Genomic DNA, 19,952 nt, shown 5'->3' on the forward strand with positions numbered 1-19,952 from the left:
GCGCGCTCAGCCCACCCGGTCGGCGAGCAACGCGCGACGCCGCCCACCCGTGCGGGTGAGGATCAGCGTCGCTCCTGCGTCGCCCGAGAGCTTCAGCCGCGTCCGCAGCGTCGCCGGGTCGATGTCCACGCCGCGCTTCTTGATCTCGAGGCGCCCGATGCCCCGTTCCTTGAGCGCCCGGGCGAGCTTCTTCGTGTCCAACGGCAGTTCTTCGCGGATGCGGAACGACTGCACGAACGGACTCGTGACGGCCGCATCCGACGTCAGGTACGCGATCCTCGGGTCGAGCATCCCGGCATCGAGCGCGCGCGCGACGTCTCCGATCAGGCGCGCGCGGATGACGGCCCCCTCGGGCTCGTGCAGGAACTCCGCGAGCTCGCGCGGCGGGGCGTCCTCGGTGTCGCCCGCGGCCGTCAGCTCGTGGGCCTGATCCCCCCGGATGACGAGCGCCGCGCGCCGCACCCCCTCGCGGGCGAGCGCCCCCGACCACAGCACGAGCTCGATCGTCGATCCGTCCACGCTGATCCACTGCGCCTCGGCGGCCTCCGGAATGTCGGCGCGCTCGAAGCCGGGGCCGAGTTTGATGCCGGTGGGCACGCGTTCGGCCAGCGCGAACGCCCAGTCGAGCGACGGTGTGTAGTCCGAGGCGCGCAGGCGCGTCGTGTCGTCGTGGCCGGCGCTTCGACGCGCGGGGTCGAGCCACACGGCGTCGATGCCCTCGAGCGGGGTCTCCTCCGCGCGGGAGTGGAGCACGCGGATGTCATCCCCGAACGGCGCCAGGTTGTAAGCGGCGACCGCGGCGGTGACCTCGTCGGCGTCGACGGCCGTCACCCGCATCCCGAGCGCCGCGACGCCGAGGGCGTCGCCGCCGATACCGCAGCCGAGGTCGGCGACGTGCGTGCGTTCGCCGCGGGGCGCGAGCGCCGCGAAGCGGGCGGCGTGCCGGGCGGCGATCCCGAGCCGTGTCGCCTGTTCGAGACCTGCCCGGGTGAACAGCATCCCGTCGGCGAACTGCGCGAACTTCGCGCGCGCCCGCGTGCGGAGCCGCGCCTGCGTCACCACGACCGCGACGAGCTCGGGGGAGTGCCCCTGCGCTCGCAGCCGGCCGACGGCGGATGCGGCGTCGTCGGTGGACTCGACCGTGCCGACCTCATCGAGCAGCCGTAGGCCCTCGGGGGTAAGCAGCGTGCGCAGGTCCGCCATCTCCATCCCGCCAGCCTACGGTCGGCGGCGCGTCCGCTGTCGTGAGGCGGGCTCGTGGCGTGGCGAGCGGGCGCGGATTGGCACTCGCGTTGCACGAGTGCCAGGACGCCTCTAGACTTGCGTTAGCACTCTCGATGTGAGGGTGCTAATGAGTCTTCCGTTTCACGAAGCGAGAAAGAAGAGGTAGACCGTGTCGGTTTCCATCAAGCCGCTCGAGGACCGCATCGTCATCCAGCAGGTCGAGGCAGAGCAGACCACCGCGAGTGGTCTGGTCATCCCCGACACCGCCAAGGAGAAGCCCCAGGAGGGCGAGGTCGTGGCTGTCGGCCCCGGCCGCATCGATGACAACGGCAACCGCGTTCCGCTCGACGTCGCCGTGGGCGACCGCGTCATCTACAGCAAGTACGGCGGAACCGAGGTCAAGTTCGGTGCCGACGAGTACCTCGTGCTCTCGGCCCGCGACGTGCTCGCGGTCGTCGTTCGCTGACGATCCTCTGACGAAGGGCCCGACCACTCCGGTGGTCGGGCCCTTCTCTTTTTCGCGCCCCTCCCTGGGGAGAGGCGCAGCGGGAAGAGCGCGGTGGCAGGATCCCGCGGGTGATCGGCAGCACACCGGATGCGGCGCCGCATCCGGTGTCCTTCCCCCGCCGTAGGCTGAGGAGGTGACTCCGAACGCCTCCGCAGACCAGACCACCGCGGGCGGGCTGTACGCGTTCGGCGCCTACTTCCTCTGGGGATTCCTGCCGCTGTACTTCGTGCTGCTGGCACCGATCGGCCCTTTCGAGATCGTCGCGTGGCGCATCCTGCTCTCGCTGGTGTTCTGCGCGCTGCTGATCCTCGTGACCCGGTCGTGGGGGCGGCTGGTCGCGATTCTGCGCCAGCCCCGGCTGCTCGGGCTCACGGCGCTCGCGGGCGCCCTCATCTACGTCAACTGGCAGGTCTTCCTGTACGCCGCCCTGAGTGGGCATGTCATCGAGACGAGCCTCGGGTACTTCATCAACCCGATCGTCACGGTGCTGCTCGGTGTTCTGCTGCTGCACGAACGTCTCCGTCTCACGCAGTGGATCGCGATCGGCCTCGCCGCGGTCGCGGTCGGCGTGATCGTCGTTGGCTACGGCGTGTTCCCGTGGATCGCGCTGTCGCTCGCCTTCTCGTTCGGCTTCTACGGACTCGTGAAGAAGAAGATCGGCCCGGCCGTCGATGCGGTCAGCGGGCTCACCCTCGAGTCGGCCTGGCTGACCCCGGTCGCGCTCGTGCAGCTCGGTGTGGTGGCCGCGACGGGTGGCCTTCTCGTCGTCTCCGTGGGCATGCCGCAGACGGCGCTTCTTGCGGCCGCGGGCATCGCCACCGCGACGCCCCTGCTCATGTTCGCCGCCGCCGCCCGGCGCGCCCCGTTGAGCCTGCTCGGCATCATGCAGTTCGTCGCTCCGGTCCTGCAGTTCGTCATCGGAGCGTGGCTGCTGGGCGAAGAGATGACGACGGGCCGCTGGATCGGATTCGCGATCGTCTGGGTCGCCCTGATCCTGCTGACCACCGACTCGCTCCTCGCGGCGCGCCGCACACGACGCGGGCGAGCGGATGCGGCGGCCGCCCGCGAGCGCGACGACGCGCCCTCGGATGTCGCAGAACTGACGTGATCGCGCGGCGAACGGGCACGACGGGGGTTCGCAGAGGTGCTCGCTCACGCAGAGGAACTCACAGCAATTTGATAACGATTGAGTAGCGAAACCTTCCGTTAACACATCGCAACATGTGCGACGCGGTCCCTTGGCTAGGTTTGTCACAATTCGCGCGGCGACGAGCCCGCGTTTCCGACTCTCACCAAGGAGCACCATGCGCGCTTTCCCGCGTTCCGGTACCGCAAAGGTCCTGGGCGGCATCGCCCTGATCGGCGCGAGTGCACTCGTTCTGGCCGGATGTAGCGGCGGCGGTGGCAGCGATGCCACGTCGACCGAGGCAGCCGGTTCGGACTTCCCGATCGACTGCGACGCGGCCCAGCCCGCGTCCTACACCCCGGAGTTCAGCTCGACCTCCGAGGGCCCCGGCACCGACCTGACCTACAAGATCGGTACCGCTCTGCCGGTCACCGGCAACCTGGCGTTCCTCGGACCGCCCGAGATCTCCGCCACCCAGTACGCGACCTCCGAGGTCAACGCGGCTGCTAAGGGCGTCACGGTCGACCTGATCCAGGGCGACTCGGGTGACACCGACAACAAGGCTTACGAGACCGAGATCCCCCGCCTCCTCGGCGAGGGCGCGACCGCCATCATCGGCGCCGCATCCTCGGGTACCTCGCTGCAGTTCATCGACCAGGTCATCGCGGCCGACGCGATCCAGTTCTCCCCGGCCAACACGTCGGCAGCCTTCACCGGCTACGAGGACAAGGGCCTCTACTGGCGCACCGCCCCCTCGGACGTGCTCCAGGGCGAGGTGCTCGGCAACCTGATCGCGGCCGACGGCAACGAGACGCTGGGCATGATCGTGCTCAACGACTCCTACGGCACCGGACTCGCGTGCTTCACGAAGGCCGCCTTCGAGGCAGCCGGCGGATCGGTCGTCGCGGCGTCGCTCTACAACACGGGTGACACCAACTTCTCGGCCCAGGTCGAGGACGTCATGGCGGCCAACCCCGACTCGATCGCCCTGATCACCTTCGAAGAGGTCAAGACGATCATCCCCGAGCTGCTCGGTGCAGACTTCCCGGCCGACAAGATGTACCTCGTCGACGGAAACCTCGCTAACTTCGGCGATGAGTTCCCCGAGGGCACCATGGCGGGCGCGAAGGGTACGTACCCGGCGGTCGACCCGGCCACCACGGCGACCTTCCGCGACAACCTCCAGTCCTTCTGGACCGGTGCGGGCAACGCCGAACTGGCTGACTTCACCTACGCTCCGGAGTCCTACGACGCCGTGATCCTGCTGGCGCTGGCGGCTCTCGAGGCCGGCTCGACCGCAGGCCCCGACGTCGCTGCGCACCTGCAGTCCGTCTCGGGCGGCGCGGATGACGGCACGAAGTGCACGACGTACGCGGAGTGCGCCGACATCATCATCGCCGGTGGCGTTGCTGACTACGACGGTGTCTCCGGTCCGATCACGTTCAACGCGGTCGGCGACCCGACCGAGGCGTCGATCGGCATCTTCCAGTACGGCGAAGACAACAACTACGAGTTCCTGAACGTCGGCTGACCCGACCGCAGGATCTGGGCCCCGGTCTTCGGACCGGGGCCCTTTCGCGTGCCCCGGCCCCTGCACGTGCTCGTGCCGGTGCCCCGGCCCGTGCCCTGCTCGTGCTCGTGCCTATGCCTTCCGTGAGCGAAGGTCGGATGCCTCACATGTCGCAATCTGTCGTCGTTCCCGGCCGATTGCGTCACGTGAGCCCGACTCCGGATGCTTCACGTGTCGCGATCCGTCGTCGTTCCTGACCGATTCCGTCACGTGAGCCAGATCCCGTGTGAGCGGCACCCGAGCATGGCCCGAGCCAGACCTCGGATGCTTCACGTGTCGCAGTTCGCCGTGGTTCCCGACCGATCGCGCCACGTGAGCAAGAAAAGAGGGGCCCCGCGCACGGAAATGCCGGCCCACCCGAAGGTGGACCGGCATTTCCGTGCAGCGGCGCGCAGGCGCATCAGGCGATCGCAGGCGCGTCAGGCGCGCGCAGGCGCGTCGGGCGCGAGCGGCGCGTCGGGCGCGAGCGGCGCGTCAGGTCCCGAGGGTGCCCAGGTACAGGCCGATGACCTTGGGGTCGTTCAGCAGGTCGCGGCCGGTGCCGGTGTAGGCGTCACGGCCCTGGTCGAGCACGTAGCCGCGGTCGCAGATCTGCAGGCAGCGTCGCGCGTTCTGCTCGACCATGATCGTCGTCACGCCGGCCTTGTTGATCTCCGACACCCGCAGGAACGCTTCATCCTGGCGAGAGGGGGAGAGGCCGGCGGACGGCTCGTCGAGCAGCAGCACGTGCGGGTCCATCATGAGCGCACGGCCCATCGCGACCATCTGCCGCTCGCCACCGGAGAGCGAGCCGGCGCGCTGTCCGAGCCGCTTGGCGAGGTCGGGGAAGATCGACGCGACGAAGTCGATGCGCTCGCTGACCACCTTCGGCCGCTGGTAGGCGCCCATCTGCAGGTTCTCGGCGATCGACAGGCTGGGGAAGACGTTGTTGTTCTGCGGCACGAAGCCGACGCCCTTGGCGACGAGCTTGTTGGCGCGGAGCCCCGTGATGTTCTCGCCGTTCAGCATGACGGAGCCTTCGCGCACCTTCACCTGTCCGAAGATCGCCTTCAGCATGGTCGACTTTCCGGCACCGTTGGGCCCGATGATGCCGATCAGTTCGCCTTTGGCGGCGGTGAGGTTCGCACCGTTGAGAATGTTCACACCGGGCAGGTAGCCGGCGAAGACATCGTTCAGTTCGACGACGTTCGTACTCATCGGCCGTCCTCCGGCTTGTCTGCATCGCGGTGGATGTCGGCCTCCACGGCCTGCTCCAGTTCCTGAGCGGTCTCCAGGAGCTCCTGACCCTCCGCCGTGAGCGTGCCGGCGTGGCGTCCGGTGACGACACCGAGGTCGACGTCCTGGTGCGCACCGAGGTACGCGTCGATGACGGCCTGCTCCTTCATGACGGCGTCGGGCGGGCCCTCGGCCACGACCTTGCCCTCGGCCATGACGACGACCCAGTCGGCGATGTGGCGCACCATGTGCATGTCGTGCTCGACGAACACGACCGTCATGCCGAGATCCTTCAGATCCAGGATGTGGTCGAGCAGCGACTGCGTCAGCGCCGGGTTGACGCCGGCCATCGGCTCATCGAGCATCACGAGCACGGGGTCGCTCATGAGCGCCCGCGCCATTTCGAGAAGCTTGCGCTGACCGCCGGAGAGGCTGGCGGCGAAGTCCTTCTCCTTGGCATCGAGCTTGAAGCGCGCGAGCAGCTCGCGGGCCTTGGCTTCGATGTCGGTCTCCTGCTTGCGCCAGAGGAAGGGCAGGATGCCGGCCCAGATGCGCTCACCGGACTGCTTGGTCGCGCCAAGCTTCATGTTCTCGAGAACCGTCAGCAGGCCCAGCGACTTGGTGAGCTGGAACGTGCGCACCTGACCCATGCGGGCCGTCTTGTATGCCGGGATGCCGGCGAGGTTCGTGCCGTCGAACGACCAGCTGCCGTCGTTCGGCTTATCGAAGCCGGTGAGCAGGTTGAACAGCGTGGTCTTGCCGGCACCGTTCGGGCCGATCAGGGCGGTGATCGCCCCGCGCGGAATCTCGAGGTGCTCGACGTCGACGGCGGTGAGGCCGCCGAAGGTTCGGCGCACGCCGTCGATGACGATGATCGGGTCGACCTTGGCGACACCGGGGCGGGGTTCGCCCTGGTGCAGGCCGGTGGTCTTCGGGCGCGGGGTGGGGGGCACGGCCTCAGCGGACAAAGGTCAGCTCCTTCTTGCTTCCGAGGATTCCCTGCGGGCGGAAGATGACCAGCAGCATGAGGGCCACACCGACGAGCACGAAGACGAGCATCTGGCTCTGCTCCGTGGTGAGGAACGGCAGCCAGCCGATCGAGACGAGCGCGGGCAGCAGGTTCGACAGGAACGCGCGAACGATCCAGAAGAGCACAGCGCCGAGCACGGGGCCGAAGATCGTCGCGGCGCCACCGAGGAGGAGGGCCGTCCAGATGTAGAACGTCTGCGAGGTGACGTAGACGTTCGGGTTCACGTTCGTCCCCATGGCGGTGACGATGCCACCGGCGGCGATGATGACGCCACCGACGATCAGCGCCTGCATCTTGAACGCGAACACGTTCTTGCCGAGCGAGCGGACCGCATCCTCGTCTTCACGGATGCCGCGGATCACGCGGCCCCACGGGCTCCGCATCAGCAGCCAGACGATGGCGATGACGATCGCGATCGTGATGACGCCGACGATGATGACCCACCACTGGTCGGACTGATAGGTCCACGGTCCGATGCCGTAGCGACCGGCGGGAAGCGGGTTGCTGGCGCGGAAGCTCGCTTGGAAGCCGGAGAGACCGTCCGCCGAACCCGTGTAGTTGCGGAACGCGGAGGTGAGGAAGAGGAGCCGGAGCACCTCGGCCGCGGCGATCGTGACGATCGCGAGATAGTCGCCGCGGAGCCGGAGCGTCGGGATGCCCATGATCAGGGCGAACACCATCGAGGCGATGAGCCCGATCACGATCGCGATCGGCCACGGCACGTCGAACGACGCGATCGAGATCGCGAAGCCGTAGGCGCCGACCGCCATGAAGCCCGCGACGCCCATGTTGAGGAGCCCGGCGAAGCCGAAGTGCACCGACAGGCCGATCGCCGCGAGGACGTAGCCGAGCGTGGCCGGCGCAAGGATCTGCGCAGCGGTGTTGGAGAGGATTTGCAGCATGTCCATGAAGGCGCCCTACCTATCCGATTCTTTCTCGGCGTCCGAGGATGCCCTGCGGACGGAACAGGAGGATGACGATCAGCACGACGAGCGCGCCCACGTACTTGAGGTCGGAGGGGATCCAGAGCGTCGAGACCTCGACGAGCAGACCCACGATGATCGAGCCGATCAGGGCGCCGAAGGCGGTACCGAGACCACCGAGCGTGACGGCCGCGAAGACGAGGAGCAGGATGCTGGTTCCCATGTCCCACTTGATGCCGGGGCGGAAGAAGGCCCACAGCACACCCGACAGGCCCGCGAGGGCTGCGGAGACGACCCACACCACTCGGACGACGGCGTCGACGTCGATACCGCTGGCGGCGGCGAGCGACGGGTTGTCGGACACGGCCCGCGTCGCGCGCCCGATGCGGGTGCGCATCAGCCAGAACGCGAAGCCCGCGATCACGACGATCGAGACGGCCATGCTCACGACGTCGGTGACGGTGAGTCGGATGGGGCCGAGCCCGGGGATGGATGCGGAATCACCGCCCGGGAGCTGCTCTGTACCGCCGCCGACGAACATCTGGTAGACGTACCGGAGGGCGAGCGACAGACCGATCGAGACGATCATCAGCTGGACGGTTCCGAGGCCCTTTCTTCGGAGTGGTCGCCATATTCCGGCATCCATCCCCAATCCGAAGAGCGCCGACGCGATCACCGCTAGGGGGATCGCGATCCAGATCGGCACGTCGAGGCCCGCGGAGAAGAGGAGTGCGGCGAGAGCGCCGAACGTGACCATCTCGCCGTGAGCGAAGTTCGAAAGCCCAGTGGTGCCGAACACGAGCGAGACGCCGATCGCGGCGAGCGCGAGCATCAGGCCGAAGTTCAAGCCGTTCACCGTGCGGGAGATCAGCTGGTCGACGAAGCTCGTCGTCACCCGCTCAGCGGCGGTCAGCGTGAAGTTGCGGGTGATGGTGCTGGTCGCACCGAAGGTGACCTCGACGGACGATTCGAAGCCGTCAGGTGCGGTCACGCCGCTGGGCAGCTCGAGGTCGATCGTGTACGGAGTGTCCTTGGTCGGAACGCCGATGCGGAAACTGCCGTTCTCGGCGGTCGTCGCTTCGCTTTCGAATCCGTCGGCCCCGGTGACGGTTACGGTCGCGTCGGGGATCGGTGCTCCGTCCGTGCGGACGTTACCGGCGATCGTGTACGGCAGATCCTCCGGGTCGTCGGTCTGCGCGGATGCGGGCGATGCCCAGCCCAGCAGCAGTACGGCGGCGAACAACGCGGCGATCAGCGTTGCGATCGCGCGACTCGAGCGGTTGTCAGCGCGCGATGTGCGGGTGATCCCCACTGGCACCTCCTGGGGTGAACGGTCTTGCCGGTCGATGTGTCGGTGTACCGGAGAACCCGTCGGTGACCTCGGCGAAACCTGAACGTACCCAGTGATTGTTGCCTGTGTGTTTCCAGGCCGCAACTGATAACGGGAATGCGCAGTCTGGTCACCCGGCGGCTCGCGCATGTGTCACGCGCGCGTGCGCATCGCGCGCGAGTGATCAAGGTGCACCGGGAACAAAAGTGCATGACACGGCGCTTAGAATCGGTGAGCCGGAGATCTCCGCGATCCCGCGCTACGGTCGATGTCGCCCGATCGCTGCGTGTCGGCGATCGGAGAGGAGAACTCATGGAGCACCACGATCCCTTCGGCTTTGTCGGGCTGACCTACGATGACGTCCTGCTGTTGCCGGGGCACACCGATGTCATCCCGAGCGAGGCCGACACCTCGTCGCGTGTCACCCGCCGCATCACGGTCGCGACGCCGCTGATCGCCGCCGCGATGGACACGGTCACCGAAACGCGGATGGCGATCGCTATCGCCCGTGAGGGTGGCCTCGGCATCCTGCATCGGAACGTCTCGATCGCCGACCAGGCCGCGATGGTCGACCGGGTGAAGCGCAGCGAGTCCGGCATGATCTCGGACCCCGTCACGACGACGCCCGACGCGACGATCGACGAGGTCGACGCGCTGTGCGCGACCTACCGCATCTCGGGTCTGCCCGTGGTCGATCCCGATGGCCGCCTCGTCGGCATCATCACGAACCGTGACATGCGGTTCGTCTCGCACTTCGAGCGCAAGAGCACCGTCGTCCGTGACGTGATGACGAGCGAGGGTCTCATCACGGCCCCGGTCGGGGTCAGCGCGGGCGACGTGATCGCCGCGTTCGCGAAGCACCGTGTCGAGAAGCTGCCGCTCATCGACGGCGACGGCAAGCTCGCGGGCCTCATCACCATCAAGGACTTCGACAAGAGCGAGAAGTACCCCCTCGCGACGAAGGACGACCAGGGACGCCTGCGGGTCGGGGCAGCCATCGGGTTCTTCGGTGACGCGTGGGAGCGCGCGGAGGCGCTGCGCGATGCCGGTGTCGACGTGCTCGTGGTCGACACGGCCAACGGCCAGTCCGCCGGCGTCATCGACATGGTGCGCCGGCTGAAAGCCGACGAGTCGTTCGCGCACATCGACGTCATCGGCGGCAACGTCGCCACGCGTGAGGGCGCGCAGGCGCTCATCGACGCGGGCGTCGATGCGGTCAAGGTCGGTGTGGGCCCCGGCTCCATCTGCACGACCCGCATCGTCGCGGGTGTGGGTGTGCCGCAGGTGACGGCGATCTACGAGGCGTCGCTCGCAGCGCGCGAGGCCGGGGTTCCGGTCATCGCCGACGGCGGTCTGCAGTACTCGGGTGACATCGCAAAGGCGCTGGTCGCCGGTGCCGACAGCGTCATGCTCGGTTCGCTTTTCGCGGGCACCGACGAGTCGCCGGGCGAGATCGTCTTCCAGGGCGGTAAGCAGTTCAAGCAGTACCGCGGCATGGGTTCGCTCGGCGCGCTGCAGACGCGCGGAAAGAAGACGTCCTATTCCAAGGACCGGTACTTCCAGGCCGACGTGCCCACCGACGACAAGCTGATCCCGGAGGGTATCGAAGGCCAGGTCGCCTACCGCGGACCGCTCTCGGCCGTCGCGTACCAGCTCGTGGGTGGCCTTCGCCAGTCGATGTTCTACGTCGGAGCCCGCACGGTCGACGAGCTGAAGGCGAAGGGCAAGTTCGTCCGCATCACGTCGGCGGGGCTCAAGGAGTCCCACCCGCACGACGTGCAGATCGTGGTCGAGGCGCCGAACTACAAGCGCTGAGTCTGCGAACTTCGGGCGGCTCCTTCGCGGAGCACCCGCGCGTCGCCCGGGCGCGTCACTACGCTGACGGTGTGATCCGCCGCCGTTCGCACCCCGACTCGTCCGTCACGACGACGCGCGTTGCGGCGTACACGGATGCGGTCTTCGCCATCGCGGCAACGTTGCTGGTCCTCGATCTCACGACCCGCTCGTTCGGCGATCTGAAGAGCAATGCCGATCTCGCGGACGCGTTGCTCGACATGTGGCAGCCGGTGCTGACGTTCATCGTCAGCTTCGTGATCCTGAGCCTGATGTGGACGACGCACGTCGCCCAGTTCGAGTGGATCGCGCGGATCGACGGGCCCGGTATGTGGATCAACAACATCCGGCTGCTGTTCATCGTGCTCGTGCCGTTCACTTCGTCCTTGTCGACGGACTACTCGCATTTTCTCCTTGGCCGGATCCTGCTGCCGATCAACTTCTTCTTCGCGATCCTGATGAGTTGGATGCAGTGGGGATGGGCCGTGCGGCGCCGCGAGATCCTCACGCCCGGCCTGTCCGCGGCGGAAGCTCGCCGGGGGAGCGGCGCAACGCTCAGCGCACTCATCATCTCGGCCGCGGTCGTCGTCGCGAGTCCGTGGGTGGGACCGTGGGCATTCTGGCTGTTCCTCGCGGACGGTCTCCTGACCCGCGCCCTCGGCGGTACGCCGGGCGTGCCGGGCCATGAGCGCACGGCCGACGCCGGGCCCGCCCGTGAGGACGAGGGCGGCGCCGCACCGGCGCCGGACCCTCGCCCCTGACGTCAGGCCACCGGCGCCAGAGCCGACTCGTCCGCAGCGGTCGCCGGCACCGGGCGGGCGGCGCGGCCAGCGGGAAGCCACAGCGCGGCCACGGCGGCGATCAGGAGGACAGCTGCCCCGATGAAGACGGCGGGACGCGCCGCATCCACATACTGGTCCGGCAGCAGCGCGCCGCCCGCACCGACGAAGACCGCGGTCATGACGGCGGTGCCGAGTGCGATGCCGATCTCGCGGACGGTCGAGTTGACCCCGGATGCGGTCGCGTGATCGACGAGCCCGAGGGTCGCGAGCAGCGCGGTCGCGGACGGGGCGAAGACGAGTCCCATGCCGATCCCCGCGAGCAGGAACGGCGCGATGAGGACTCCGTAGTCGAGCGTCTCGGAGAGCATGGCGGCGATCCATCCCAGCGCGATCCCCTGGAAGGCGAGACCCGTGACCAGCAGCGCGCGGGTGCCGATCCGGCCCGAGAAGATGCCGGCGAGTGGCGCGACGAACATCGGGGCGATCGTCCACGGCGTCGTCTGCAGCGCGGCCTCGAAAGGCGTCGAGCCCTGCACGACCTGCATGTACTGGATCAGGATGAAGATCGCCCCGAAGGTTCCGAAGCTGAACGCGAAGCCGACGACGTTCGTGAGGGTGAAGGACCGGTCGCGGTAGAGCCGGAGCGGCATGAGCGGCGCCCGGGTGCGCGACTGCCAGAACAGGAAGCCGGCGATGAGGAGGGCACCCGCGACGATCTCACCGACCACGCTGAAGGACTCCCAGCCGTCATCGTTGCCGCGCACGATCGCGTGGACGAGAGCGAGCACGCCGAGGCCGGCGAGCACCGCGCCGAAGACGTCGATCCGCTGCCGGCGCCCGAAGTCGTTGCGCAGCACGAGGAGCGCGAGCGGGATCGCGATGATCGCCACGGGCACGTTCAGCCAGAAGATGGCCTGCCAGTTCCACCCCTCCATGACCGCGCCGCCGACGAGCGGGCCGACCGCGACGCCGAGGCCCGACACGCCGCCCCAGATGCCGATGGCGAGCGGTCGTCGTGCGGGCGAGACGCCGCCCGACAGGAGGGCGAGCGAGAGCGGCAGCACGCCGGCACCGCCGAAGCCCTGCACGGCGCGCGCCGCGATGAGCTGCGCGGGGTCGGTGCTGAGCGCCGCCAGCACGGAGCCGATTCCGAAGATCGCGATGCCGGCGAGGAAGACGGTGCGCCGACCGAAACGGTCGCCGAGGGCCGACGCGATGAGGATCGTGCTGGCGAACGCGAGGGTGTAGGCGTTGACGAACCACTGCAGCTGCTCGACGCTGGCGCCGAGATCGTCGTGGAGGACGGGGAGGGCGTTGGTCATCACGAGGTTGTCGAGCGTCGCCATAAACATCGGCAGGGCCGTGGCCGCGACGACGAGTCCGAACGGACGCGGGGAAAGGGGAGTGGACATGAGGTCTCCTGTTTGTAATCGAATGATTACTTGACGAGAGTGACTGTAGTAATCGACTGATAACATGTCAACCATGACTGCGACGGATGCCGCAAAGCCGCGGCTGAGCTCCGAGGAACGCCGGGCCCAGATTCTTGAGGCGGCGATCGCGGTGTTCGGGGCGAAGGGGTACGTGGGCACCACGACCGACGACATCGCCCGTGCCGCATCCGTGTCGCAGCCCTACGTCGTCCGCCTGTTCGGGAGCAAGGAGCGCCTGTTCCTCGACGTGCTCGATGACGCCCTCGGGCAGCTCTTCGCGGCCTTCGAACGCGCCGCCGCCGGCAACCCCGATGAGCCGCTCGAACAGCGACTCGGGCACGAGTACATCGGCCTCCTGCAGACCCGCGGTCTGCATCAGACCCTCTCGCACGCCTTCCTCCTGGGTGCGCACCCGGTGATCGGGCCGCGCGCGCGTGACGGTTTCGCGCGGGTCTGGCAGTACGTGCGAGATCTCGGGATGTCGGCCGAGCGCGCGCAGGAGTTCATCGCGCAGGGGATGATGCTCAACACGCTGATCGGACTGCGGATGGCCGACGATGACGGCAACGATCCCCGGGTGACCGATCTGTTCACCGCGTGCTTCCCCACGGAGAAGGCGGTCGTCCTCCGCCTCGCGCCCCGTGTCGACGAGCCCTGGTGACCCGCCCGTCGCTGTCGTCCCCGGCGGCTAGGCTGGAGGGGTGAGCATGGAGATCGAGATCGGACGCGCCAAGCGCGCTCGCCGCGCGTACACCTTCGATGACATCGCGGTCGTGCCCTCCCGGCGCACGCGCAATCCCGAAGACGTCTCCACGCACTGGTCGATCGACGCGTTCAGCTTCGACATCCCGGTCCTGGGTGCGCCGATGGACTCCGTGGTCAGCCCCCGGACGGCCATCATGCTCGGCCAGCTCGGCGGGCTCGGCGTGCTCGACCTCGAGGGCCTGTGGACTCGCTACGACGACCCCGAGCCCTTCCTCGCCGAGATCGCCGGCCTCCCGGGCGCCGACGCGACGCGCCGGATGCAGCAGCTCTACACCGAGCCGATCAAGCCGGAGCTGGTGCGCGACCGCCTGGCCGAGATCCGCGCCGCGGGCGTGACGGTCGCCGGGTCCCTGACTCCGCAGCGCACGGCCGAGCTCTACGAGACCGTCGTCGCGACGGGCGTCGATCTCTTCGTCATCCGGGGCACCACGGTGTCGGCCGAGCACGTCTCGTCGGTTGCCGCGCCCCTGAATCTCAAGAAGTTCATCTACGACCTCGACGTGCCGGTCATCGTGGGCGGCGCCGGCACCTACACGGCCGCGCTGCACCTCATGCGCACGGGCGCGGCGGGGGTGCTCGTCGGATTCGGCGGCGGCGCGGCGTCGACGACCCGCGCGACGACCGGCATCCACGCACCCATGGCGACGGCGGTCGCCGATGTGGCCGGCGCGCGACGCGACTACCTCGACGAGTCCGGCGGGCGCTACGTGCACGTCATCGCCGACGGCGGAGTCGGCACTTCCGGCGACATCGTGAAGGCCCTCGCGATGGGCGCCGACGCCGTCATGCTCGGGGTGGCGCTCGCACGCGCGACCGACGCCCCGGGGCGCGGGTTCCACTGGGGCCCGGAGTCACATCACCCTCGTCTTCCCCGCGGTCACCGCGTGCAGGTCGAGCAGGTCGGCTCGCTCGAAGAGGTGCTGTACGGCCCCGCGCGGGTCGCCGACGGCACCGCCAACCTGATCGGCGCGCTCCGCAAGTCGATGGCGACGACCGGCTACTCCGACCTGAAGGAGTTCCAGCGGGTCGAAGTGGTTGTCGCGCCCTACGGCCGCTGAGAACGCGATGACGTCCGTGGACGAGCAGAACCGGGCGGCATCCGTGCCCGAGGTCTTTCCGCCGACGCTGCGCGAAGTGATGCTGCGGCCGAAGTGGATCGGCGTGCTGCTGCTGTGCCTCGTCGTCGCCGGCATCTTCGCCTGGCTCGGTCAGTGGCAGCTCGCGCGCGCGATCGACACGGCACCGCGCGAAGAGGGCGCGACCGAGCAGGTCATGCCCCTCGCAGACGTCGTGACGCCGGGGTCCTATCTGAGTGATCCTCTCGTGGGTCAGCGGATTGAGGTCTCCGGATCGTTCGTCGCCGACGACTTCATCGTGGTCTCCTCGCGCTTCAACGACGGCGAAGAGGGGTTCTGGGTCACCGGCCAGTTGCGCACGGATGATGCCGAGCCGACCTCGATCGCCGTCGCGGTGGGCTGGGCCGAAACGCGGGAGCAGGCGGATGCCGCCGCCGCCGCGCTGAACGCCGACGCCCCGGCGAACCTCGAGGTGACGGGGAGGCTGATCCCCGACGAGGGCCCCGTACCGCCCTCGAGCGGTGCGGACCCGACCGACATGACGCGCATGTCTCCCGCGGCGCTCCTCAGCCGCTGGCACGACGCCGTCGACCTGAACGTCTATCGCCAGTTCGTGGTGGCCGATGATCCCTTCGGCGGGCTCGTCGACATCCACTCGCCGGCTCCGGATGCAGGAGCCTCGGTCAACTGGCTGAACATCTTCTACGCCGCCGAATGGGTGGTGTTCGCCGGTTTCGCGTTCTACTTCTGGTATCGCCTCGCGAAGGACGAGTGGGAGAAGGAACTCGAGCTTCTCGAAGACGAGACTGCCTGACCCGCACCCTCTCCGGGGTGGCGCGGGCGGGGCGGATGCGGCGAACCGCCGCGGGTAGGATGGACTCCATGCCTCAGCCGAAACTCGCCACCTTCCCGGCGATCCGCGGGGCGCTGCGGTTCTATCAGATCTGCTCGATCATCACGGGCGTCGGACTGCTCCTGCTGGTCACCGAGATGATCCTGAAGTACACGCCGCTCGCGGTCGAGGTCTTCGCCGGAGGATCGGGCGGGGCCCTGTGGCTCGCTCCGGTCATCGCCGGTCCCGAAGGCGAGCTCGTGTCGACCGGCGACGGGGTCAACCTGTCGCTCGCGATCCTCATCATCCACGGCTGGTTCTATGTCGTGTACCTGTTCGCCTGCTTCCGCGTGTGGAGCCTGATGCGCTGGCCGTTCTGGCGTTTCCTGCTGCTCGCCGCCGGCGGTGTCGTTCCCTTCCTGTCCTTCGTCATGGAGTGGTTCGTCGCCCGTGACGTGAAGCACTACCTCGCCGTCCGCGAAGCGGCCGAGGCCGTTCCCGCATCCGCCGCCGCTACAGAGAGTCCCCGGTGACCGAGCAGACCGAAACTTCCCAGCGTCCCGTCCTGGTCGTCGACTTCGGGGCGCAGTACGCCCAGTTGATCGCGCGCCGCGTCCGCGAAGCGGGCGTCTACAGCGAGATCGTGCCGCACACCGCGTCGGCCGCCGAGATCGCGGCGAAGAACCCGGTCGGCATCATCCTCTCCGGTGGGCCCTCGTCGGTGTACGAAGAGGGTGCTCCGAACCTCGACGGCGGCGTCTTCGAGCTCGGAGTTCCGACCCTCGGCATCTGCTACGGCTTCCAGGTCATGGCCCGCGCCCTCGGCGGCGACGTGGCCAACACGGGCTTGCGCGAATACGGGGCGACCGACGCCACGATCCTCACCGAGGGAACCCTCATGCAGGGTCAGCCGGTCGAGCAGAACGTGTGGATGAGTCACGGCGATCAGGTCTCGCGCGCGCCCGAGGGCTTCGACGTGCTCGCTCGCACCGGCGCGACGGCAGTTGCCGCGTTCGCGAACGACGCGCGCGGCTTCTACGGCGTGCAGTGGCACCCCGAGGTCAAGCACTCGGACTATGGCCAGTCGCTGCTGGAGAACTTCCTGCACAGGGCCGCCGGCCTGCCCGCCGACTGGAACAGCGGCAACGTGATCGCCGAGCAGGTCGAACGCATCCGGGCGCAGGTCGGTAGCGCTCGTGTCATCTCCGCCCTCTCCGGCGGCGTGGACTCCGCGGTCTCGACGGCGCTCGTGCACGAGGCCGTGGGCGACCAGCTCACCGCGATCTTCGTCGACCACGGTCTACTGCGGAAGGGCGAGCGCGAGCAGGTCGAGAACGACTACGTCGCCTCGACCGGCGTGCGCCTGATCACGATCGACGCGCGCGAGCAGTTCCTGACGGCGCTTGCGGGTGTCAGCGATCCCGAGCAGAAGCGCAAGATCATCGGGCGGGAGTTCATTCGCTCGTTCGAGGCCGCGGAGCGCGAGCTCGTCGCCGAGGCGGCGGCCGACGGAGAACCCATCCGCTTCCTCGTGCAGGGCACGCTGTATCCGGATGTGGTGGAGTCGGGCGGCGGCACGGGCACGGCGAACATCAAGAGCCACCACAACGTGGGCGGGCTTCCCGAAGACCTGCAGTTCGAGCTCGTCGAGCCGCTGCGCACCCTGTTCAAGGACGAGGTCCGCGCGATCGGGCGCGAACTCGGCCTGCCGGAGGAGATCGTCGGCCGTCAGCCGTTTCCGGGGCCCGGCCTCGGCATCCGGATCGTCGGTGAGGTCACCGCTGACCGCCTCGAGATTCTGCGTGAGGCCGATGCCATCGCCCGGGCCGAACTGACCAAGGCCGGCCTCGACAACGAGATCTGGCAGTGCCCGGTGGTGCTGCTGGCGGACGTCCGCTCGGTGGGCGTGCAGGGCGACGGCCGCACCTACGGTCACCCGATCGTGCTGCGTCCCGTCTCCAGCGAAGACGCCATGACCGCCGACTGGACGCGTCTGCCCTACGACGTGCTCTCCAAAATCTCGAACCGCATCACGAACGAGGTCCGCGACGTCAACCGCGTGGTGCTCGACGTCACGTCGAAGCCGCCGGGGACCATCGAGTGGGAGTGACCCTCCCTCCCGCCTTCGGGCGGGGCTCGGCACCGGGCGCACCCCGCCGGGTGCTGCTCTGCGTGAGCGGACGTTCGTCGTGCGCCGGAGCGCGCCGATGAGCGCACGGTTCATCCGTCCCACGCGGGTCGACGCGGCGTTCAACGCCGTCGTCGGGTTCTCGACCCGCATCGGGTTGCCTCTCGCGGGGAGCCGCGTGCTGGCGGTACGAGGGCGTTCCAGCGGCGAATGGCGCACGACCCCGGTGAATCCTTTGCGCGTCGGCGGTGCGGAGTACCTCGTCGCACCCCGCGGGCATGCGCAGTGGGTGCGCAACATCCGTGTCTCCGGAGGTGGCGAGCTGCGCGCCGGACGGCGGGCGGTGGCATTCCGTGCGGTCGAGGTGGCGGATGTCGACAAGCCGCCGATCCTGCGCGCCTACCTGAAGGCGTGGGCCTGGGAGGTCGGACGCTTTTTCGAGGGCGTCGACGCGAACTCGCCGGATGAGCGTCTGTCGGAGATCGCGCCGGGCTTCCCGGTGTTCCGGATCGAACGCGCCGGATCGTGAGCGCGCCCGGCGGAGGTGTCGAGTTCCCCGACGCCTGGTACCTCATACTCGCGAGTCGACTGATCCCCGATCTCGACGGCGGCTTCACCGTGGCGACGCTGGCGCGCGCTCGGCAGCTGGCCGACGCCGGGCGTGAGCCGCTCCTTCTGACGCTGGATCCCGGCCGGCCGGAGAACCACGCCGCCCACCGCGAGGAGTTCGCGCGTCGTGGCGCCATCGCGCGCGCCGATGCGATGCGGAACCTATTCGATGAGGCGTCGTCGGGGGTCGACGGCGGTGCTGCGGACTGGCTGCGCCGCGCGGCGCACGCCGGGTCCGTCGATGAGTCGCTCGAGTACCGGCAGGTCACGGATGCGATGGGCCGTCCCGTCGTCGATCTTCCGGTGATCGCCGAGGACCCTGACTGGCACACGTCGGCGGCGCCCGTGGGGGTGCGCGGAGCGGACGGTTCCGTGGTCGGCGTCGTCGACGGCTTCGGGGAGCTGTACCGCGCGTGGCTCGACGAGCTGGTCGCGTCGCTCCGTGCCCGGGAGGATAAGCCCGTCGTCCTCATCTGCGAGTCGCGCCAGCTCGGTGAGCTGCTCGCGCGCTGGCGGCCGGAGGGCGTTCGCCTCGCGCACACCATCCATATCGCGCACGTGCTGCCGCCCTACACGCCGGACGCGCCGGTCAACCCGCTCTGGGAACGCTGGTTCGCCGTCGCCGGTGAGTTCGACGCGGTGCTCTGGCCCACGCCCCAGCAGAAGCGCGATGTCGAGCAGCGCTTCGGCGCGCACTCCGGGTACCTCGTCGCGGCGAACGCCGCCCCGCGCGTTCTGGCGGAGCCGGCGCCCGTCGCCGGGAACCGTATCGTGATGCTGAACCGGCTCGCCCCGGTCAAGCGCGTCGATCACGCGATCCGCGCGTGGCAGAGCGTGCATTCCGTCGTGCCCGCGGCGACGCTCGAGATCTGGGGCGACGGAGTGTTGCGGGACGACCTGCAACGCCTCATCGAGGAACTCGGGCTCACCGCATCCGTCGTGCTCCGCGGGCGGAACGACGCGGGGCCGGTCGTGTTCGATGGCGCCGTCGCAATTGTGCAGTCGTCCGCTTACGAGGGGCAGGGGCTCTCGACGCTCGAGGCGATGAGCCGCGGCTGCCCGGTGATCGCTTACGACGTGCCGTACGGGCCGCAGGATCAGCTGGAGCACGGCGCCGGCATCCTCGTCCCCGACCCCGGTGGCCGGGGTGACATCACCGGGCTCGCCGAGGCGATGATCCGGATGCTGACCGATCGTCCTGGGCGTGACCGGATGGCGGCCGAGGCGCTCGAGGTCGCGCACCGCTTCGCGCCGGAGGCCGCCGCCGCGGCGCTGGCCGCCGGCATCCGTCACGCCCTGCGCTGACCCGCGCCCGCCCGCGGAAGCCCTCGCGTGCTCGCGCCGCGCCGCCCTCGCTCCGCCCGCGCGTGCTCTCGCCCGCCCGCCCTCGCGCCGCCCCGCCCTCGCGCCGCCCCGCCCTCGCGCCGCCCCCGCCCCCGCCCCCGCGAGGGCGCTCAGCCTCCGTGCTCACGTGTCGCAATCTGTCGCTCCGTGGCGCGTATTGCGACACGTGAGCGCAGGGTAGGGCTGCTCGCGTGGCGCAATCGGTCGGTGAGGGCAGCGTATTG

At 69.0% G+C, this 19,952-nt stretch carries 18 protein-coding genes; 12 read left to right on the forward strand and 6 right to left on the reverse strand.

What is annotated here, in order from left to right:
- Positions 1–6: 6 nt before the first annotated feature.
- On the reverse strand, positions 7–1,209 hold the full coding sequence (locus LQ938_RS03355) for a class I SAM-dependent methyltransferase (protein WP_223721759.1): 1,203 nt from the start codon (positions 1,207–1,209) through the stop codon (positions 7–9).
- Positions 1,210–1,393: 184 nt separating this feature from the next.
- Here LQ938_RS03355 and groES point away from each other — a divergent pair, with 184 nt between their 5' ends.
- From groES to LQ938_RS03370, 3 genes are all read left to right on the forward strand, one after another.
- Positions 1,394–1,690: a co-chaperone GroES gene (gene groES, locus LQ938_RS03360; RefSeq protein ID WP_047543013.1), complete on the forward strand. Its 297-nt coding sequence runs from the start codon at positions 1,394–1,396 to the stop codon at positions 1,688–1,690.
- Between the two features lie 175 nt (positions 1,691–1,865).
- Complete coding sequence (rarD, locus tag LQ938_RS03365; RefSeq protein WP_223721760.1) at positions 1,866–2,840, forward strand: EamA family transporter RarD; 975 nt, start codon at positions 1,866–1,868, stop codon at positions 2,838–2,840.
- Between the two features lie 196 nt (positions 2,841–3,036).
- A complete protein-coding gene (locus LQ938_RS03370) occupies positions 3,037–4,389 on the forward strand; it encodes an ABC transporter substrate-binding protein (protein ID WP_223721761.1) in 1,353 nt (450 codons plus the stop codon).
- Positions 4,390–4,902: 513 nt separating this feature from the next.
- On the opposite strand, the gene LQ938_RS03375 is transcribed toward LQ938_RS03370, so the two are convergent.
- The 4 genes from LQ938_RS03375 to LQ938_RS03390 are packed head-to-tail and all read right to left on the reverse strand — an operon-like array spanning position 4,903 to position 8,908.
- On the reverse strand, positions 4,903–5,625 hold the full coding sequence (locus LQ938_RS03375; RefSeq protein ID WP_223721762.1) for an ABC transporter ATP-binding protein: 723 nt from the start codon (positions 5,623–5,625) through the stop codon (positions 4,903–4,905).
- The gene (locus LQ938_RS03380; RefSeq protein WP_223721763.1) at positions 5,622–6,596 is read right to left on the reverse strand and encodes an ABC transporter ATP-binding protein; all 975 of its coding nucleotides are present in this window, start codon (positions 6,594–6,596) and stop codon (positions 5,622–5,624) included. Before LQ938_RS03380 ends, LQ938_RS03375 begins: the two co-directional genes overlap by 4 nt.
- 4 nt (positions 6,597–6,600) lie before the next feature.
- On the reverse strand, positions 6,601–7,581 hold the full coding sequence (locus LQ938_RS03385; RefSeq protein ID WP_223721764.1) for a branched-chain amino acid ABC transporter permease: 981 nt from the start codon (positions 7,579–7,581) through the stop codon (positions 6,601–6,603).
- 13 nt (positions 7,582–7,594) lie between these two features.
- A complete protein-coding gene (locus tag LQ938_RS03390; protein WP_223721765.1) occupies positions 7,595–8,908 on the reverse strand; it encodes a branched-chain amino acid ABC transporter permease in 1,314 nt (437 codons plus the stop codon).
- Between the two features lie 330 nt (positions 8,909–9,238).
- Between LQ938_RS03390 and guaB the strand changes: the two genes are divergently transcribed.
- Both guaB and LQ938_RS03400 read left to right on the forward strand, forming a co-directional pair.
- On the forward strand, positions 9,239–10,741 hold the full coding sequence (gene guaB / locus LQ938_RS03395) for an IMP dehydrogenase (protein ID WP_223721766.1): 1,503 nt from the start codon (positions 9,239–9,241) through the stop codon (positions 10,739–10,741).
- 71 nt (positions 10,742–10,812) lie between these two features.
- A complete protein-coding gene (locus LQ938_RS03400; RefSeq protein WP_223721767.1) occupies positions 10,813–11,520 on the forward strand; it encodes a TMEM175 family protein in 708 nt (235 codons plus the stop codon).
- A 2-nt stretch (positions 11,521–11,522) separates the two neighbouring features.
- Here the strand turns inward: LQ938_RS03400 and LQ938_RS03405 are convergent, their stop codons facing one another.
- Complete coding sequence (locus tag LQ938_RS03405; RefSeq protein ID WP_223721768.1) at positions 11,523–12,953, reverse strand: DHA2 family efflux MFS transporter permease subunit; 1,431 nt, start codon at positions 12,951–12,953, stop codon at positions 11,523–11,525.
- Between the two features lie 64 nt (positions 12,954–13,017).
- On the opposite strand from LQ938_RS03405, the gene LQ938_RS03410 reads away from it, so the two are divergent.
- From LQ938_RS03410 to LQ938_RS03440, 7 genes are all read left to right on the forward strand, one after another.
- Positions 13,018–13,635: a TetR/AcrR family transcriptional regulator gene (locus LQ938_RS03410; RefSeq protein ID WP_223721769.1), complete on the forward strand. Its 618-nt coding sequence runs from the start codon at positions 13,018–13,020 to the stop codon at positions 13,633–13,635.
- A 46-nt stretch (positions 13,636–13,681) separates the two neighbouring features.
- A complete protein-coding gene (locus LQ938_RS03415) occupies positions 13,682–14,797 on the forward strand; it encodes a GuaB3 family IMP dehydrogenase-related protein (protein WP_223721887.1) in 1,116 nt (371 codons plus the stop codon).
- 7 nt (positions 14,798–14,804) lie between these two features.
- On the forward strand, positions 14,805–15,629 hold the full coding sequence (locus LQ938_RS03420; protein WP_374197465.1) for an SURF1 family protein: 825 nt from the start codon (positions 14,805–14,807) through the stop codon (positions 15,627–15,629).
- Positions 15,630–15,697: 68 nt separating this feature from the next.
- Complete coding sequence (locus LQ938_RS03425; protein ID WP_223721770.1) at positions 15,698–16,180, forward strand: DUF3817 domain-containing protein; 483 nt, start codon at positions 15,698–15,700, stop codon at positions 16,178–16,180.
- The gene (guaA, locus tag LQ938_RS03430; protein WP_223721771.1) at positions 16,177–17,757 is read left to right on the forward strand and encodes a glutamine-hydrolyzing GMP synthase; all 1,581 of its coding nucleotides are present in this window, start codon (positions 16,177–16,179) and stop codon (positions 17,755–17,757) included. The genes LQ938_RS03425 and guaA overlap by 4 nt, the downstream gene beginning before the upstream one ends.
- 97 nt (positions 17,758–17,854) lie before the next feature.
- Complete coding sequence (locus LQ938_RS03435; protein WP_223721772.1) at positions 17,855–18,304, forward strand: nitroreductase/quinone reductase family protein; 450 nt, start codon at positions 17,855–17,857, stop codon at positions 18,302–18,304.
- Positions 18,301–19,689, forward strand: a complete 1,389-nt coding sequence (locus LQ938_RS03440; protein ID WP_223721773.1) for a glycosyltransferase — start codon at positions 18,301–18,303, stop codon at positions 19,687–19,689. Before LQ938_RS03435 ends, LQ938_RS03440 begins: the two co-directional genes overlap by 4 nt.
- Positions 19,690–19,952 lie beyond the last annotated feature (263 nt).

The sequence above is a fragment of the Microbacterium sp. cx-55 genome (assembly GCF_021117345.1).
Lineage (GTDB): Bacteria > Actinomycetota > Actinomycetes > Actinomycetales > Microbacteriaceae > Microbacterium.